This window comes from Streptomyces sp. NPDC058373, assembly GCF_042723275.1.
Taxonomy (GTDB): domain Bacteria; phylum Actinomycetota; class Actinomycetes; order Streptomycetales; family Streptomycetaceae; genus Streptomyces.
The window spans coordinates 49,711-66,980 of record NZ_JBHXJE010000019.1; the positions used below are offsets into that span (position 1 = coordinate 49,711).

The 17,270-nt window shown below is 72.6% G+C and carries 13 protein-coding genes; 9 read left to right on the forward strand and 4 right to left on the reverse strand.

Features of this window, described 5'->3' with window-relative positions:
- Positions 1 to 83 precede the first annotated feature (83 nt).
- Entirely contained in the window at positions 84 to 644 is a 561-nt protein-coding gene (locus ACFWMZ_RS14075) for a methylated-DNA--[protein]-cysteine S-methyltransferase (RefSeq protein ID WP_383201652.1), read from the reverse strand.
- A gap of 68 nt (positions 645 to 712) precedes the next feature.
- Entirely contained in the window at positions 713 to 1,651 is a 939-nt protein-coding gene (locus tag ACFWMZ_RS14080) for a glycerophosphodiester phosphodiesterase (RefSeq protein ID WP_383175374.1), read from the reverse strand.
- 371 nt (positions 1,652 to 2,022) lie between these two features.
- On the opposite strand from ACFWMZ_RS14080, the gene ACFWMZ_RS14085 reads away from it, so the two are divergent.
- From ACFWMZ_RS14085 to aroQ, 6 genes are all read left to right on the forward strand, one after another.
- Positions 2,023 to 2,958 carry an MHYT domain-containing protein gene (locus ACFWMZ_RS14085; RefSeq protein WP_383175377.1) on the forward strand — a complete coding sequence of 312 codons (936 nt, stop codon included), beginning with the start codon at positions 2,023 to 2,025 and terminating at the stop codon, positions 2,956 to 2,958.
- A gap of 39 nt (positions 2,959 to 2,997) precedes the next feature.
- Positions 2,998 to 5,142 (forward strand): excinuclease ABC subunit UvrB, encoded by a 2,145-nt coding sequence (gene uvrB / locus ACFWMZ_RS14090; RefSeq protein ID WP_383201654.1) that lies wholly within the window; start codon positions 2,998 to 3,000, stop codon positions 5,140 to 5,142.
- A 207-nt stretch (positions 5,143 to 5,349) separates the two neighbouring features.
- Positions 5,350 to 5,928: a TerD family protein gene (locus ACFWMZ_RS14095; RefSeq protein WP_383175383.1), complete on the forward strand. Its 579-nt coding sequence runs from the start codon at positions 5,350 to 5,352 to the stop codon at positions 5,926 to 5,928.
- A gap of 263 nt (positions 5,929 to 6,191) precedes the next feature.
- Positions 6,192 to 8,084, forward strand: a complete 1,893-nt coding sequence (locus tag ACFWMZ_RS14100; protein WP_383201657.1) for a TerD family protein — start codon at positions 6,192 to 6,194, stop codon at positions 8,082 to 8,084.
- A gap of 279 nt (positions 8,085 to 8,363) precedes the next feature.
- Complete coding sequence (locus ACFWMZ_RS14105) at positions 8,364 to 9,392, forward strand: TerC/Alx family metal homeostasis membrane protein (RefSeq protein ID WP_383175389.1); 1,029 nt, start codon at positions 8,364 to 8,366, stop codon at positions 9,390 to 9,392.
- A gap of 108 nt (positions 9,393 to 9,500) precedes the next feature.
- Positions 9,501 to 9,974, forward strand: a complete 474-nt coding sequence (gene aroQ / locus ACFWMZ_RS14110; RefSeq protein WP_383175392.1) for a type II 3-dehydroquinate dehydratase — start codon at positions 9,501 to 9,503, stop codon at positions 9,972 to 9,974.
- A 107-nt stretch (positions 9,975 to 10,081) separates the two neighbouring features.
- Here aroQ and ACFWMZ_RS14115 read toward each other — a convergent pair whose 3' ends face one another.
- Both ACFWMZ_RS14115 and ACFWMZ_RS14120 read right to left on the reverse strand, forming a co-directional pair.
- Entirely contained in the window at positions 10,082 to 10,738 is a 657-nt protein-coding gene (locus ACFWMZ_RS14115) for an MBL fold metallo-hydrolase (RefSeq protein ID WP_383201660.1), read from the reverse strand.
- 49 nt (positions 10,739 to 10,787) lie between these two features.
- Complete coding sequence (locus ACFWMZ_RS14120; protein WP_383201663.1) at positions 10,788 to 11,483, reverse strand: maleylpyruvate isomerase family mycothiol-dependent enzyme; 696 nt, start codon at positions 11,481 to 11,483, stop codon at positions 10,788 to 10,790.
- A 272-nt stretch (positions 11,484 to 11,755) separates the two neighbouring features.
- Between ACFWMZ_RS14120 and uvrA the strand changes: the two genes are divergently transcribed.
- From uvrA to ACFWMZ_RS14135, 3 genes are all read left to right on the forward strand, one after another.
- A complete protein-coding gene (gene uvrA / locus ACFWMZ_RS14125) occupies positions 11,756 to 14,770 on the forward strand; it encodes an excinuclease ABC subunit UvrA (RefSeq protein ID WP_383175401.1) in 3,015 nt (1,004 codons plus the stop codon).
- Between the two features lie 155 nt (positions 14,771 to 14,925).
- Positions 14,926 to 16,680: an alpha/beta hydrolase gene (locus ACFWMZ_RS14130; protein ID WP_383201666.1), complete on the forward strand. Its 1,755-nt coding sequence runs from the start codon at positions 14,926 to 14,928 to the stop codon at positions 16,678 to 16,680.
- A gap of 109 nt (positions 16,681 to 16,789) precedes the next feature.
- Positions 16,790 to 17,212 carry a Rieske (2Fe-2S) protein gene (locus ACFWMZ_RS14135; protein WP_383175407.1) on the forward strand — a complete coding sequence of 141 codons (423 nt, stop codon included), beginning with the start codon at positions 16,790 to 16,792 and terminating at the stop codon, positions 17,210 to 17,212.
- Positions 17,213 to 17,270: the final 58 nt, after the last annotated feature.

The window sequence follows — 17,270 nt, forward strand, 5'->3', positions numbered from 1 at the left end:
CTTTGGCGGGCCGGAACGGGGTGTCCTCCAGCATTCCCCGGCCCTGCCGGGCGTCCCCGGCGGCGGACGCCCTGCTCGCGCTCTCAGAACAGCGGTGCCGGCAGCACCCCCTCCAGGGCGAGCAGGCGGCGCTTGGTCTCGGTGCCGCCGCTGAAACCGCCGAGGCCGCCGTCGCTCTCCACCACCCGGTGGCAGGGGACCACGACCGGCAGCGGGTTGGCGCCCATCGCCATGCCGACCGCCTGGGCCCCGCCCGGGCGGCCGCAGCGCCGGGCCAGCTCGCCGTACCCGGTGACGCTGCCGAAGGGGGCCGTGGTGGCGAGCAGCCGCAGGACCTCCTGGGTGAAGCCCTCGGTCAGCGACCAGTCGAGGTCGAGCCGGAAGGAGTGGGTCCGTCCGGCGAAGTACCCCGCCAGCTGCTCGCGCGCGGCCGCCAGCGACGGGGCGTCCGGCGCCTCGGTGGGAGCGGCGCCCAGGTGGGCGGCGAGGCGGTCGAGGGTCCGCCCGAGGGCGGCTCCCCGGGCGTGGAAGGCCACGTGGAGCAGGCCGCGGTCGGTCGCGGCGAGCAGGAGCGGGCCGACCGGGGTGTCGAGCACCGTCCAGTCGGCCCGCCGTGCGGTCGGGTCCCGGGAGTCGTCGGTCACGCGGCCCACCGTACGGGCGCCCGCCGACAGTCACCGTCCTTCCGGGAAGAAACCGGGAGGGAGCGCGGTCAGCCGATCGCGTCCTTCACGGTGTCCGGGAAGTTGGTGATGATCCCGTCCACCCCGGCGTCGTTCACCCGGCGGGCGGTGGCGGCGTCGTTGACGGTCCAGGTGTAGACCTGCAGCCGCTTGCCGTGCGGTCCCTTGAGGGCCTGGACGGCGTCCACGTAGGAGTCGGTGACGTCCGAGTGGGTGGGGTTGATCTGGTCGGCGAAGGCGGCGTACGCGGGCAGCTCGGACTGGGCCGGGGTGCCGAGGAAGCCCGTCTTCACGTCGGGCCGCAGCTGGTGGACGCGGCGGACCGCGTCGGCGCCGAAGCTCTGCACGACCAGGCGGTCCCGCACGTGGCCCCGGTCCAGCCAGCCCGCCCGCCGCAGCGCGGTCAGCGTCTGCCGCTCGATGCCCGGGTACAGCTCGGGTGCCTTCAGCTCCAGCAGGAGGTTCAGGCGGTGGCGGCTCATCCGCTTCAGGAACTGGTCGAGGGTGGGCACCTTGGCGCCCTCGAACTCCGGGCCGAACCAGCTGCCCGCGTCCAGCCGTGCGATCTCCCGGGAGGTGAAGTCCTTGACGTCCCACGGCGCGCGGTCGGGGAAGACCTCCTCGACGTCCGTGGTGCGGGCGAGGGTCGTGTCGTGCAGCACCACCAGGACCCCGTCCTTGGTGCGCTGCACGTCGTTCTCGACCCAGCGCACACCCAGCTCGCGCGCCTTGTCGACGCCCGCGAGCGTGTTCTCGGGGGCGTAGCCGGAGGCGCCGCGGTGGGCCACCAGCACGGGCCTGCCGTCCGTGCCGGCGACGGGGCGGACCGAGGAGCGGGGGCTCGCCGCGGCCTGGGAGGCGGCCTGGGCGCCGGCGGGGGTGGTGGCGGACGCGGCGCGGGCGGGGACGACGAGCGCGGTGCCTGCCAGCAGCAGAGCGGCCGTGAGGGAGAGGGGGCGAGCGAACACGGGGGGTCTCCTCACTCAAAGTGATCGTTGACCGCTCGAGAGTGACAGGCGGGGGCCAATTGCGGGCAGGTGCGGGATGGCCACACGTTGAACAAAGTTGTTCGTCTCGGTGCGGTGACGCGATGAAGGTGTGTCGGAGCTGCGTTTCTTTGCCGCAAAATCGGTCGTACGTTCGCGGTGCGTCATACTCTCTGCCGCAAGTACGGCACGGCCGCCGCCTGGGACTACGCGGGGGAACGCGCTCGACCGGGGGGTCGTGCCGGACGGTCGGGACCAGGGCGCATGATGGCGCGAACACTTCGCCGCGCAGCCGCCGCGCGGAGTGGACAGGAACCGGAAGGATCTCCACGGGGGAGGAAAGGCAGACCGGTATGCAGGGGACGGTCGACGAATTCAGCTACGGCCTGGTGACGCCGGTGGTGGCGTACCTGATGGCCTGCCTGGGCGGGGCGCTCGGGCTGCGCTGCACCACCAGGTCGCTGCTGGTGACCCGGACCTGGCGGCCGGGATGGCTCGCGCTGGGGACCGGAGCCATCGGCTCCGGTATATGGACCATGCACTTCATCGCCATGATGGGCTTCTCCGTCACCGGGACCCCGGTCCGCTACGACGTGCCGACGACCTTCGCCAGTCTGGGTGTCGCCATCGTCATGGTGGGGATCGGGATCTTCGTCGTGGGCTATCGAGGCGCCACCGGCTCCGCCCTGTTCACGGGCGGCACCATCACCGGTCTGGGCATTGCCTCCATGCACTATCTGGGAATGGCCGGAATGCGTCTCAACGGTAGCCTGGAGTACTCGATTCCGCTTGTGACGCTCTCCGTCCTCATCGCCGTGGTCGCCGCCACGGCCTCCCTCTGGGCGGCTGTCCAGGTCCGCGGATTCCGCTGGAGCATCGTCGCCTCCCTGCTCATGGGGGTGGGCGTGAGCGGCATGCACTACGTCGGGATGGCCGCCGCCTCGGTCCACCTGCACCCCGTCGCCGACACCGCGGGCGATCCGCCCGGACGGCTGATCGGCCCCCTCATGATCGGCCCGCTGCTCTTCCTGCTGCTGGCCGGCGTCGTGGTGGTGCTGGACCCCCGCATGGTCAGCGGCGCGACGGCCCCGGGCCCCCCGCCGCCGCCCGGCTACCGGGTCCCGGTCCGCGACAGCTACCGCCTCCCGCTCGAGGAGGACCACCGCGCGGTGCCGTGCGCCGGCTCCGGGCGCCCGGGCCGCGGCGCCCGCGACCGCCACCCCGCCCGGTCCCCGGCCCGCCTCGCGACCCGGCGCAGGACCGGTCCGCACGCCGGGCAGCGGCGCTGACGCCGACGGTTGTCGGTGGCTGGTCGTACGGTGGATTCCATGCGGCCTGTATCGAAGATCGAACGCACGGTGGCGCCCTTCGAGGTCGTCAGCCCCTACCAGCCCAGCGGCGACCAGCCCGCAGCCATCGCCGACCTGGACCGCCGGGTCCGGGCCGGTGAGCAGGACGTCGTCCTGCTCGGCGCCACCGGCACCGGCAAGTCCGCCACCACCGCCTGGATGATCGAGAAGCTCCAGCGCCCCACCCTGGTGATGGCCCCCAACAAGACCCTCGCCGCCCAGCTCGCCAACGAGTTCCGCGAACTCCTCCCGAACAACGCGGTCGAGTACTTCGTCTCCTACTACGACTACTACCAGCCCGAGGCGTACGTCCCGCAGTCGGACACCTACATCGAAAAGGACTCCTCGATCAACGAGGAGGTCGAGCGGCTGCGCCACTCCGCGACCAACTCCCTCCTCACCCGCCGGGACGTCGTGGTGGTCGCCTCCGTCTCCTGCATCTACGGCCTCGGCACGCCGCAGGAGTACGTCGACCGGATGGTCCCCCTCAAGGTCGGCGAGGAGATCGACCGGGACGCCCTGCTGCGCCGCTTCGTCGAGATCCAGTACGCCCGCAACGACCTCGCCTTCACCCGCGGCACCTTCCGCGTCCGCGGCGACACCATCGAGATCTTCCCGGTCTACGAGGAGCTCGCCGTCCGCATCGAGATGTTCGGCGACGAGATCGAGGCGCTCACCACCCTCCACCCGCTCACCGGCGAGATCATCAGCGACGAGCAGCAGCTCTACGTCTTCCCCGCCTCGCACTACGTCGCGGGCCCCGAGCGCATGGAGCGCGCGGTCAACGACATCGAGAAGGAGCTGGAGGAGCGCCTCGCCGTCCTGGAGAAGCAGGGCAAGCTGCTGGAGGCCCAGCGGCTGCGGATGCGCACCACCTACGACATCGAGATGCTCCGCCAGATCGGCTCCTGCTCCGGCGTGGAGAACTACTCGATGCACTTCGACGGCCGTGGGCCCGGCACCCCGCCGCACACCCTCCTCGACTACTTCCCCGAGGACTTCCTGCTGGTCATCGACGAGTCGCACGTCACCGTCCCGCAGATCGGCGCGATGCACGAGGGCGACGCCTCCCGGAAGCGGACCCTGGTCGACCACGGTTTCCGGCTGCCCTCCGCCCTGGACAACCGCCCCCTGAAGTGGGAGGAGTTCCAGGAGCGGGTCGGCCAGACGGTCTACCTCTCGGCGACCCCGGGGAACTACGAGCTCTCCCGCTCCGACGGCTTCGTCGAGCAGATCATCCGCCCGACCGGTCTCGTCGACCCGGAGGTCGTCGTCAAGCCCACCGAGGGCCAGATCGACGACCTGGTGCACGAGATCCGCACCCGCACCGAGAAGGACGAGCGGATCCTGGTCACCACCCTCACCAAGAAGATGGCCGAGGACCTCACCGACTACTTCCTCGAACTCGGCATCCAGGTCCGCTACCTCCACAGCGACGTCGACACCCTGCGCCGCGTCGAGCTCCTGCGCGAACTGCGCGCCGGCGAGTACGACGTCCTGGTCGGCATCAACCTCCTCCGCGAGGGCCTCGACCTGCCGGAGGTCTCCCTGGTCGCCATCCTCGACGCCGACAAGGAGGGCTTCCTGCGCTCGGGCACCTCCCTGATCCAGACCATCGGCCGCGCCGCGCGCAACGTCTCGGGCCAGGTCCACATGTACGCGGACCGGATCACCCCGGCGATGGAGAAGGCCATCGACGAGACCAACCGGCGCCGCGAGAAGCAGATCGCCTACAACACCGAGCGCGGCCTCGACCCTCAGCCGCTCCGCAAGAAGATCAACGACATCGTCGCCACCATCGCCCGCGAGGACGTCGACACCGAGGCCCTCCTCGGCACCGGCTACCGCCAGTCCAAGGACGGCAAGGCCAAGGCGCCGGTCCCGGAGCTCGGCGGCGGGTACCAGGCGCCGACGGCGGCCAAGGGCGGCAAGAAGGCGGCCAAGGGAGCAACCACGCCCACCGACCGCCCGGCGGCCGAGCTGGCCGGGCAGATCGAGGAGATGACCAACCGGATGCGGGCCGCCGCGGCCGACCTCCAGTTCGAGGTCGCCGCCCGGCTGCGCGACGAGGTCGGCGAGATGAAGAAGGAACTGCGGCAGATGAAGGAGGCCGGCCTCGCCTGAGGCGGGCCGCCCCCGCGACGGCCACGGTGTCGGGGGAGGAGTACGGGACGGGCGTGGCGCGCCTCGCCCGTCCCCGCCCGGCGGTGTGTTGCAAGACCGACACAATGCGTGGCCGGGGGGTGCGGGGGCCGCCTGCCCGGTGCGTAGGGTTCGACGTGGCGGCCGTCCGGACCGGCGGTCGGGGATTGCGTAGGAATGGGGACACGCGTGACGGTCAATCTGAACAAGGGCCAGGGCATCAGCCTGGAGAAGAAGGACGGGGGAGTCCTCTCCGCGGTGCGCATGGGACTCGGCTGGCAGGCGGCCCCCCGCCGCGGCCTGTTCGGCAGCCGCACCCGGGAGATCGATCTCGACGCCTCCGCGGTGCTCTTCGCCGACAAGCAGCCGGTCGACGTGGTGTTCTTCCGCCACCTCGTCAGCGACGACGGCTCGGTGCGCCACACGGGTGACAACCTCGTCGGCGGCGCCGGCCAGGGCGGCGACGACGAGTCGGTCCTGGTCGACCTCCAGCGGGTGCCGGTCCACATCGACCAGATCGTCTTCACGGTGAACTCCTTCACCGGGCAGACCTTCCAGGAGGTGCAGAACGCCTTCTGCCGCCTGGTGGACGAGACCAACGGCCAGGAGCTGGCCCGCTACACCCTCGACGGCGGCGGCCAGTACACCGCCCAGATCATGGCCAAGGTCCACCGGGCCGACGGCGGCTGGCGGATGACCGCCCTCGGCTCCCCGGCCAACGGCCGGACCTTCCAGGACCTGATGCCCTCGGTCCTGCCGCTCCTCTGACCCGAGGCACCACCGAGCGCGTCACGGCGGCTCCGGCCCGGCTCCCGCGGGGAGCGCCCGGCCGGCCGCCGCCGGGACGCGGGCGGAGGCGGAGCCCCACCGCGGGCTCCGCCTCTCGCGCCGTACCCGCATCGCCGGACGCCGCGCCGGACCTCGCGGCACCGCACTCCGTACCACCGCACACCCGCACCACAGGACACGCACCGCGCACACCGCACGGCCGAGGACCGGCAGCGCCCGGCACAGCAGGGGGACAGGGGACGATGACGGCTGAGCTGGCCCGAGGGCAGAACCAGGCCGTGCCGTGGACCCGGCTGGAGATCGCCGTGGCGGCCGACGGGGCGCTGGTACTCGGCGCGCTCCTGGTCGGCGAGGGGGAGACCGCTCTGGGCGGTACGGAGGCGGTCGCCCTGCCCGGCACACCGCCGCTGCCCGGCCTCGCCCCACCGGGACCGCCCGCCCCCGAGCACCGCCTCGCCGTCGACCTCGCCGCCCTGCCCGGCGCCGCGACCCGCGTCGAGCTGTTCCTCGCCCTGCCCGCCGGACCCGGCGCCCCGGCCCGGTTCGGCGCCCTTGCGGCCCCGCGCGTGCTCCTCATGGGGCCCGGGGGAGAGGCGACGGCCCGCTTCGAGGTCACCGGCCTCACCGAGGAGACGGCGGTCGTCGCGGTCGAGCTCTACCGCAGGAACGGCGCCTGGAAGATCCGCGCCGTCGGCCAGGGCCACCAGGGCGGCCTGCCCGCCCTCTTCGCCGACCGCGGGATCGCCCCGGAGGCCGCCCACCGCCTCGCCGCGACGCTCGGCCCCCGCCCCGCCGTCCCGGCGCCCGCCCCGCCCCGGGAGGCCCCGGCCGCGCCCGGCCCCGCGACGCCGCCCCCTCCCGCCCAGCCCGGCGCACCGGACCCCGCACCCTCCGCCGGCCCCGTGGACTACACCCACCCGCGCCGCGGCCGGCCCGCCGCCCCGGCCGGAGACCGTCCGCACCCGGCGCCCGGGCCTTCCGCCCCGGCGCCGCCCGCCGGGGGACCGGCCGCGCCGGTGGCCGGGGACGCCTCCGGCTGGAGCATGGAGGAGCGGCTCCACAACCAGGTCTGGGGCATGTTCGAGGACCTGGCCCGCGCCGTGGCGGCGTACCGCGGCGCCGTGGAGTTCGCCGAGGACCGCCGCGAGCGGGAGGTGGACGCCGTCCTGGACGACCCCCGAGCCCGTACCGGCCAGGGGGCGGCGGACGCCCGCGCGATGGCCTCCGAGCGATACGAGACGCTGGTCGCCCGCGCCCAGGAGGCGCTCGACCGCGACCTCGCCCAGCTCACCGCCGAGTCCCGCGTGGTCGAACCCGCGCTGCCCCGGGCCCTGGCCGGCTGGGACAGCCCGGTCTGGCACGCGTACCGGCCGCCGGCCCAGCCGCCGTTCGCCCTGCGCCTCGGTGAGCTGCGGCTGCCCGAGGCGCCGGAGCTGCGCATCCCGATGCTGGTACGGCTCCCGCTGGAGCGCGGGCTGTGGGTCGACGCCGGGCGGCTCCAGGACGGGGACGGCGAGTCCCGGCCCGCCGGGCTGCGTGCGCTCGCCGCCGAGTCCGCCGCGCAGCACACCGCCCGGCTGCTGGCGGTGCACCCACCGGGTGCCCTCACCGTCCACCTGCTGGACCCGGCGGGCTCCGGCGCTGCCGCCTTCGCGGGGCTGCGCGGCGCGGGACTGCTGGCGCCCCCGGCGCCCGCCGGTGCGGCCGGGGTCGACGAGGTGCTGGAGCGGCTCACCCGGCGGGTCGACCTGGTGCAGATGGCGGTCCGCGGCGGTGCCCGCGACGCGCTGCCGCCCGGCCTCGACACCGCCGAGCAGCTCCTGGTCGTCCACGACTTCCCGCACGGCTTCGACGACCGGGCGGTGACCCGGCTGCGGTACCTGGCCGACGAGGGCCCCGCCGTCGGCGTCCACCTGCTGCTCGTCGCCGACCGCGAGGACGCCGCCGCGTACGGGCCGCTGCTGGACCCGCTCTGGCGCGGGCTGCTGCGGATCACGCCGCTGCCCGACGGCCATCTGGCCGACCCCTGGGTCCAGCACGTCTGGACGTACGAACCGGCCCTTGTGCCGGCGGGCAGTGGTGTGCTGGCAGCCGTGATCTCCGCCGCCGCACGGGCGCGGCGCGGGTCCGCCTGACACCCCTGCGCGACGGGCGGCCCGATGCTGCCGTGAGCTGCGCGTTTGGTGATCGTTTAGGCCCGTCTTTACCAACCGTTGGCAATTCGCGTAGGCTTCCCGGTGCGGAGGGGAGTACTCCTGGCGCGGCGAGCCCGTCAATACGGATCGGTACGGATTTTCCGGCCCGATCCCGGGCCGTCGGTCCGATGACCGCGCGCCCCGCGCGATTCCTCGGGTGGAAGAGACCTCCGGCAGCGATGACGCTGAGAGATGCCGTTACGTACTGCCGGAGGCGCAGTGGAAGTTTCCGTGACCCTATGGGTCCTCACCATCGTCGGTCTGCTCGTCCTGATCGGCGCAGACTTCTTCATCGGGCGCAAGCCCCATGACGTGTCCATCAAGGAAGCCGGGATCTGGACCATCGTCTGGATCATCCTCGCCGCGTTGTTCGGCGTGGGCCTGCTCCTGTTCGGAGGCGGGCAGCAGTCCGGTGAGTTCTTCGCCGGTTACATCACCGAGAAGTCGTTGAGCGTCGACAACCTCTTCGTCTTCGTGCTGATCATGGCGAAGTTCTCGGTCCCCTCGCAGTACCAGCAGCGCGTGCTGCTGATCGGTGTGCTGATCGCCCTGGTCCTGCGCGCGATCTTCATCGCGGCGGGCGCGGCGATCATCGCCAACTTCTCGTGGGTCTTCTACATCTTCGGCGCGTTCCTGATCTACACCGCCTGGAAGCTCATCCAGGAGGCCAGGGCCGACGAGGAGGACGAGGAGTTCGAGGAGAACCGCCTGCTCAAGGCGGCCGAGCGGCGCTTCGGCGTGGCCGACCGCTACCACGGCACCAAGCTGTTCATCGAGAAGAACGGCAAGAAGATCATGACGCCGATGCTGGTCGTCATGCTGGCCATCGGCACCACCGACGTCCTCTTCGCCCTCGACTCGATCCCGGCGATCTTCGGCCTGACCCAGGACCCGTACATCGTCTTCACCGCCAACGCCTTCGCCCTGATGGGGCTGCGGCAGCTGTACTTCCTCATCGGCGGTCTGCTCCGCAAGCTGGTCCACCTCAGCTACGGCCTGTCGGTGATCCTCGGCTTCATCGGCGTCAAGCTCGTGCTGCACGCGCTGCACGAGTCGGGCGTCCATGTCCCGGAGATCTCCATCCCGGTCTCGCTGGGCGTGATCTGCGCGGTCCTGGTGGTCACCACGATCACCAGCCTCATCGCCTCGCGGAAGCAGGCGGAGGCCGAGGCCGAGAAGTCCCGCTCCGGCGCCGTCACCGGTCCGTCCGGCGACGAGGACGGCGGCCGCAAGGACGGCGAGAGCTGACGGGTGCGGCGGGCCGTACCGGTCCGCCGTGATAGATGTCGGCCCGAGGCCGCATCAGCCCGCGTCCCCTCCGGGGGGCGCGGGCGCACCCGTTTCCGGAGGACCGCCATGACCCGCCCCGCCCACACCCTCGCCACCGCGCCGATCATGATCCTCAACGGCCCGAACCTGAACCTGCTGGGGCAGCGGCAGCCGGAGATCTACGGTTCCGAGACACTGGCCGACGTCGAACGGCTCTGCGCCGACGAGGCCGCGGCGCTCGGCGGCTCCGTCGACCTGCGGCACTCCAACCACGAGGGTGTCCTGGTCGACTGGATCCACGAGGCGCGCACCGGCGCGGCCGGCCTCGTCATCAACCCGGCCGCCTACTCGCACACCTCCGTCGCCCTGCTCGACGCGCTGAACGCCTGCGACGGGCTGCCCGTGATCGAGGTGCACATCTCCAACATCCACCGGCGCGAGCAGTTCCGGCACCACAGCTACGTCTCGCTGCGCGCCGACGGCGTCATCGCCGGGTGCGGTGTCCAGGGGTACGCCTTCGCGGTGCGGCGGATCGCGACGCTGCTGGCCGACGCGGGGTGAGCCCGGACTCCGGGCACGGCTGAGGGGCGGGACCCGCGACGGGTCCCGCCCCTCGGTGCGTTCGGCCGGCGGGCCGGCCGGTCAGCCGCGTCCGCCCCCGCCGCCGGTCACCAGCCCCGCTCCCGCCAGGCCGGGAGCTGCGGGCGCTCGGCGCCGAGGGTGGTGTCCGCGCCGTGGCCCGGGTAGACCCAGGTCTCGTCCGGCAGCTCCGCGAAGATCTTGGTCTCCACGTCCTCCAGCAGCCGGGCGAAGGCCTCCGGGTCCTGGTGGGTGTTGCCCACGCCGCCGGGAAAGAGGCAGTCCCCGGTGAAGACGTGCGGGTGGCCGTGCGGGTCGTCGTAGACGAGGGCGACCGAGCCCGGGGTGTGGCCGACGAGGTGGCGCACGGTCAGCTCCACCCGACCGACCCGTACCGTGTCGCCGTCGTCCAGCAGCACGTCGGTGGGGACCGGGATGCCCTCCGCGTCGTACCGCCCGGCCTGGGTGCGGGCCCCCGTCGCGGCCACCACCTCGGCCAGCGCCTGCCAGTGGTCGCCGTGGCGGTGCGTGGTGACCACGGAGGCGACCGAGTCCCGGCCGATCAGCCGCAGCAGGGTCTCGGGCTCCGCCGCCGCGTCGATCAGGAGCTGCTCGCCGGTGGCCCGGCAGCGCAGCAGGTAGGCGTTGTTGTCCATGGCGCCCACGGCGACCTTGGAGATCATCAGGCCGGTCAGTTCGTGCACGTCGGCGGGTCCGCCGACCTTCACCGCTCCGCTGTACGTCATGGCCGTCACCCTACCGACGGGGGCGCCGGGAGCCGGGGCCCGGCGGGGCTCACAGCGGGGGCAGGGCGGGCAGCGCGCCGCCGTCGGTCTTGAGGCCGTCGGGGGCGCGGCGTCCGGCGAGCCAGCCCAGCAGGTCGGCCGGGGGGCCCGAGACGGTGAGCGGCTCCTCTCCGGGGCTCGCGGCGCGGCCGCTGGTGAGGACGGGGGAGCCCTCCGGGCGGAGCAGCAGCGGGGGGACGTCGGGGTGGCCGGTGAAGCGGTCGGCGAGAAAGGCGTTCTCGGCGTCGGTGAACTCGGGGGAGAGGTTCTCCAGCGTCCGCCCCGCGCCGAGGTCGACCTGGTGCAGCTCGACCTCGACCAGCCGCCGGAAGGGGATGCGCCCGAGCCGGTCGGTGACGCCGTTGCGCAGCTCCACCACGGCGTCCCAGTCGGTGACCTCCGACAGGGCGGTGGCGAGCTTGGCGCCGCTCGCCCGGACGTCCTCGGCCAGGGCGTCGGCGGGCTGGGCGGCCCCGGCCTCGATGTCGGCGTCGCGGGCCTCGGCGCTCGCGTACATGGGGCGGCCCGCCAGGACGTTGAGCAGGGCGTCGGCGTTGCGGGCGAGGTGGCTGAGGACATGGCCGCGGGTCCAGCCCGGCAGCAGCGACGGCTCGGCCAGCGCCGCGTCGTCCAGCGTGCCCGCCACGGTCAGCAGCCGCGCCGTGGCCTGGTCCAGCGTTGTGAGATCGCGCACAGGATCAGTCATGGGACGACCCTAGTGGCAGGGGGTCGGGCCACTCGTTCGGGTGAAGGGGACGCCGTCTTCCCGTAAATCGAATGTACGTGCTATACGCTCGGTCTCCGGAAGAGGCATCCTGGATGTAGCCGGGATGCGATCCCCCGACGGTGGCCCGGTGCCGCCCTAGGGCCGAAGCCCACCGCCCCCGATCGCTCATTCCCTCCACCGCTGCCGCGGCGCCCCCGTACTTTGGTCAGGGGGCTCCGCTCCCGCTTCACTCCAGAAAGGTGCGGACCGGCGTGGCCGACCGTCTCATCATCCGTGGTGCCCGCGAGCACAATCTGAGGAATGTCTCGCTCGACCTCCCGCGTGACTCCCTCATCGTCTTCACCGGGCTCTCCGGATCGGGCAAGTCCTCGCTCGCGTTCGACACGATCTTCGCCGAGGGCCAGCGGCGGTACGTCGAGTCCCTCTCGTCGTACGCCCGGCAGTTCCTCGGCCAGATGGACAAGCCCGACGTCGATTTCATCGAGGGCCTCTCGCCCGCGGTCTCCATCGACCAGAAGTCCACCTCGCGGAACCCGCGCTCCACGGTCGGCACCATCACCGAGGTCTACGACTACCTCCGCCTGCTCTTCGCCCGGATCGGCAAGCCGCACTGCCCGGTCTGCTCCCGCCCGATCTCCCGCCAGTCGCCGCAGGCCATCGTGGACAAGGTGCTGGGCCTGCCCGAGGGCAGCCGCTTCCAGGTGCTGTCGCCGCTGGTCCGCGAGCGCAAGGGCGAGTTCGTCGACCTCTTCGCCGACCTCCAGACCAAGGGGTACAGCCGCGCCCGGGTCGACGGCACCACCGTCCAGCTCTCCGAGCCGCCGACGCTGAAGAAGCAGGAGAAGCACACCATCGAGGTGGTCGTCGACCGCCTCACGGTCAAGGAGAGTGCCAAGCGGCGGCTCACCGACTCCGTCGAGACCGCCCTCGGCCTCTCCGGCGGCATGGTCGTGCTCGACTTCGTCGACCTCCCCGAGGGCGACCCCGAGCGTGAGCGGATGTACTCCGAGCACCTCTACTGCCCGTACGACGACCTCTCCTTCGAGGAGCTGGAGCCCCGCTCCTTCTCCTTCAACTCGCCCTTCGGCGCCTGCCCCGACTGCACCGGCATCGGCACCCGCATGGAGGTCGACCCGGAGCTGATCGTCCCGGACGAGGACAAGTCCCTGGACGAGGGCGCCATCCACCCCTGGTCGCACGGGCACACCAAGGAGTACTTCGGCCGACTGGTCGGCGCCCTCGCCGACGCGCTGAACTTCCGCACCGACGTGCCCTTCGCCGCGCTGCCGCAGCGCGCGAAGAAGGCCCTGCTCCAGGGCCACAAGACCCAGATCGAGGTCCGCTACCGCAACCGCTACGGCCGCGAGCGGGTCTACACCACCGCCTTCGAGGGCGCCGTGCCGTTCGTCAAGCGGCGCCACTCCGAGGCGGAGAGCGACTCCAGCCGGGAGCGCTTCGAGGGGTACATGCGCGAGGTGCCCTGTCCGACCTGCGAGGGCACCCGGCTCAAGCCGATCGTGCTGGCGGTCACCGTGATGGGCAAGTCCATCGCCGAGGTCTCCGCCATGTCGATCACCGACTGCGCCGACTTCCTCGACAAGCTCACCCTCTCCGGCCGCGACCGCAAGATCGCCGAACGCGTCCTCAAGGAGGTCAACGAACGCCTCCGCTTCCTGGTCGACGTCGGCCTCGACTACCTCTCCCTCAACCGCCCGGCGGGCTCCCTCTCCGGCGGCGAGGCGCAGCGCATCCGGCTGGCCACCCAGATCGGCTCCGGCCTGGTCGGCGTGCTCTACGTCCTGGACGAGCCCTCCATCGGCCTCCACCAGCGCGACAACCACCGGCTGATCGAGACCCTGGTCCGCCTCCGCGACATGGGCAACACCCTGATCGTCGTGGAGCACGACGAGGACACCATCAAGGTCGCCGACTGGATCGTGGACATCGGCCCGGGCGCCGGTGAGCACGGCGGCAAGGTCGTCCACTCCGGTTCGCTGGACGGGCTGCTCGCCAACAAGGAGTCGATCACCGGCCAGTACCTCGCGGGCAAGCGGTCCATCCCGGTGCCGGAGATCCGCCGCCCGGTCGACCCGGCGCGCAGGCTGACGGTGGTCGGTGCCAAGGAGAACAACCTCCGCGACATCGACGTCTCCTTCCCCCTGGGCGTGCTGACCGCCATCACCGGCGTCTCGGGCTCGGGCAAGTCGACGCTGGTCAACGACATCCTCTACACCCACCTGGCCCGCGAGCTGAACGGCGCCAAGAGCGTCCCCGGCCGCCACACCCGGGTAGAGGGCGACGACCTGGTCGACAAGGTCGTCCACGTCGACCAGTCGCCGATCGGCCGCACCCCCCGCTCCAACCCGGCCACCTACACCGGCGTCTTCGACAACGTCCGCAAGCTCTTCGCCGAGACGATGGAGGCCAAGGTCCGCGGGTACCTCCCCGGCCGCTTCTCCTTCAACGTCAAGGGCGGCCGCTGCGAGAACTGCCACGGCGACGGCACCATCAAGATCGAGATGAACTTCCTGCCCGACGTGTACGTCCCCTGCGAGGTCTGCCACGGGGCGCGCTACAACCGGGAGACCCTGGAGGTCCACTACAAGGGCAAGTCCATCGCCGAGGTGCTGGACATGCCCATCGAGGAGGCCCTCGGCTTCTTCGAGGCCGTCCCCACCATCGCCCGCCACCTCCGCACGCTCAACGAGGTCGGCCTCGGGTACGTCCGCCTCGGCCAGCCCGCGCCGACCCTCTCCGGCGGCGAGGCGCAGCGCGTCAAGCTCGCCAGCGAGCTCCAGAAGCGCTCCACCGGCCGCACGGTCTACGTCCTGGACGAGCCCACCACCGGCCTGCACTTCGAGGACATCAGCAAGCTGATCACCGTCCTCTCCGGCCTGGTCGACAAGGGCAACTCGGTCATCGTCATCGAGCACAACCTCGACGTCATCAAGACCGCCGACTGGGTCGTGGACATGGGCCCCGAGGGCGGCAACGGCGGCGGCCTGGTCGTCGCCGAAGGCACCCCCGAGGAGGTCGCGGGCGTCCCCGCCAGCCACACCGGCAAGTTCCTGCGGGACGTCCTCGGCGCCGACCGGGTCAGCGACGCCTCGGCCGCACCCCGCTCCGGCGGCGCCCGCAAGACGGGGGCCACCCGCAAGGCCGTCGCGGCCAAGGCCGGCACGCAGCAGGCGGCGGCCAAGAAGACCACCGCCAAGAAGACCGCGGCCAAGGCACCCGCGAAGAAGGCACCGCGCGCCGCCAAGTGACGGCCGGGTGACCGGAAACCGCCGCTCCGGCCCGGTCACCGGTCCGACCGCGCAACGCCGCCCGCCGCCCTCGCGTCCTCACCGGCGCGGGGGCGGCGGCGGCCTGCCCGGCCGCCCCGCGGGAAGCGGGGTGAACAGCCGCTAATGTGACATTCATGATCGCGATGGGGAGTACCGCCCGCTCCCTGGCCGGGCGGGCCGGCGCCGCCGCGCGCAAGCCCTACTGGCAGCGCCCCGGCCCCACCTACCTGGTCCGCCGCTGGCCCGACCTCACCGCGACCTGCGTGGCCACGGTCTTCTTCTGGCTCTCCCTGACACCCTCGCTCGTCCCGCGGCCCTGGTACCTCCAAGGGCTCGTCGGCGGCATCAACGCCGCCATCGGCTACGCCCTCGGTGTCACCGTCAGCTGGCTCTTCCGGCTCCTGGTCAAGCGCCGTCCCCGCCCGGCCGTCCGCGCCCACGCCTGGCAGGCGTACTTCGTGATCAGTCCCGTCTGCGCGGTCTGGCTGATCTCCGAGAGCGCCCACATGCAGCGCCAGCTCCGCGCCCTGCAGGGGCTGCCGCCCTCACTGACCTGGCACACCCCGATGATCGTGCTGATCACCGTCGCCCTCTGGGCGGTGCTGCTGCTCCTGGCCCGCGCCGTGCGGCTGGGGGTGAGCCGCCTCATCCGGCTGCTCGGGCGGCTGCTGCCGAGGCCCGCCGCCGTCGGCCTCGGACTGCTCCTGTCCAGCGTGGCCGTCCTCTTCTGCGTCCAGGACCTGGTCTTCGAACGGGGCGTGGTCGACGTCGCCGACCGCATCTCCAAGGCCACCGACGGCGGCACCAAGGAGGGCGTCATCCCACCGGCCTCGCGGCTGGTCTCCGGCGGCCCCGGCTCGTACATCCGCTGGCGCGACCTCGGCTTCCAGGGGCGCAACTTCGCCGGGTCGGTCCTCACCAGCGAGCAGATCAGCGACTGGACCGGGCGGGACGCCGTGGACCCGGTCCGCGTCTACGCCGGTTCGGCCGCCCCGGAGGCCTTCGCCTACGACGAGGACCCCGTCGCCGCCCAGGTCGACCTGGCGATGAAGGAGCTGGAGCGGACCGGCGCCTTCGACCGCGACGTGCTCGCCATCGCCGGGACGACCGGCACCGGATGGGTCAACGCCAACGTCGTGGAACCCCTCGAATACATGCACGACGGCAACACCGCCACGGTCGCCCTCCAGTACTCCTACCTGCCGAGCTGGCTCTCCTTCCTCGTCGACAAGGAGAAGGCCGCGCACGCCACCCGCGAACTGGTCGACGCCGTCCACGCCCGCTGGGCGGCCCTGCCCCCCGACGGCCGCCCCCGCCTCGTCGTCACCGGCGAGAGCCTCGGCACGTACGCCGTCGAAGCCTCGTACGAGCGGCCGGGCGAGCTGCTGGACACCGTCGACGGCGCCCTGCTGCTCGGAGCGCCCAACTTCTCCCCGGTCTCCGAGGACATCCGCGCCCACCGCGACCCGTCCAGCCCCGTCTGGCGCCCGCTCTACGAGGACGGGCGCCACTTCCGCTTCGCCCAGTTCCCCCGCCGCGACCTCGCCCGGCCCGACGGGCCCTGGGAGGAGCCGCGCGTCGTCTACCTCCAGAACGCCTCCGACCCCATCGTCTGGTGGTCCTACGACCTCCTCTTCAAGCGCCCCGAGTGGCTGGACGATCCTCTCGGCCCCGACATCACCCCCGAGATCAACTGGTTCCCCTTCGTCACCTTCTGGCAGACCAGCGTCGACATGGCCGTCAGCTACGGGGTCCAGGCGCCGCACGGCCACCGGTACGGGGCCAACACGGTGGACGGCTGGGCGGCGGTGGTGCCCCGCGAGGGCTGGACCGACGCCGACACGCGCCGCCTGCACGACTTCATCGCCTCCCGGGACACCCCGTACTGACCGGGTGCGGACCGCGGCCGCGAACCCGGGGGCGGGAGGGGGCTCCGGCCGGGCCCGGGCTAGGGTCGTGACCGATCCCGAGCCGTCCACGGAGTCCAGCGGAGGCGCCATGTCCGCCCACCCCCTCACCCGCCGTACCGTCCTGCGGGGCGCGGCCCTCGTCCCGGCCGCCGGGCTGGGCGCGGCGGCCTGCGCGCCGCCGGACGACGGGCGCGCCGAGGGGCCCGCGGAGCCGGTCGAGCTGGGCGGTGCCGATGCCGTGGAGAAGGGCGGCGCGGAGCTCTTCCGCGAGCACCGGGTCGTCGTGAGCCGCGCCGAGGACGGTGCCTACCGGGCCTTCAGCGCCGTCTGCACCCACCGGCAGTGCCCGCTGCACAAGATCGAGGGCACCGTCTCCACCTGTACCTGCCACGGCAGCCGGTTCGACGTCACCACCGGCGAGGTGCTCCAGGGGCCGGCGGTCGCCCCGCTCACCGAACTCGACGTCTCGGCCGAGGGCGGCCGGCTGGTGGCCCGGCCCAGGCCCGCCTGACCCCGGCCGCCGCGTCCCGGCCCGTCACTGCGGGTCACGACGGAGTGTCGGTGGCCGA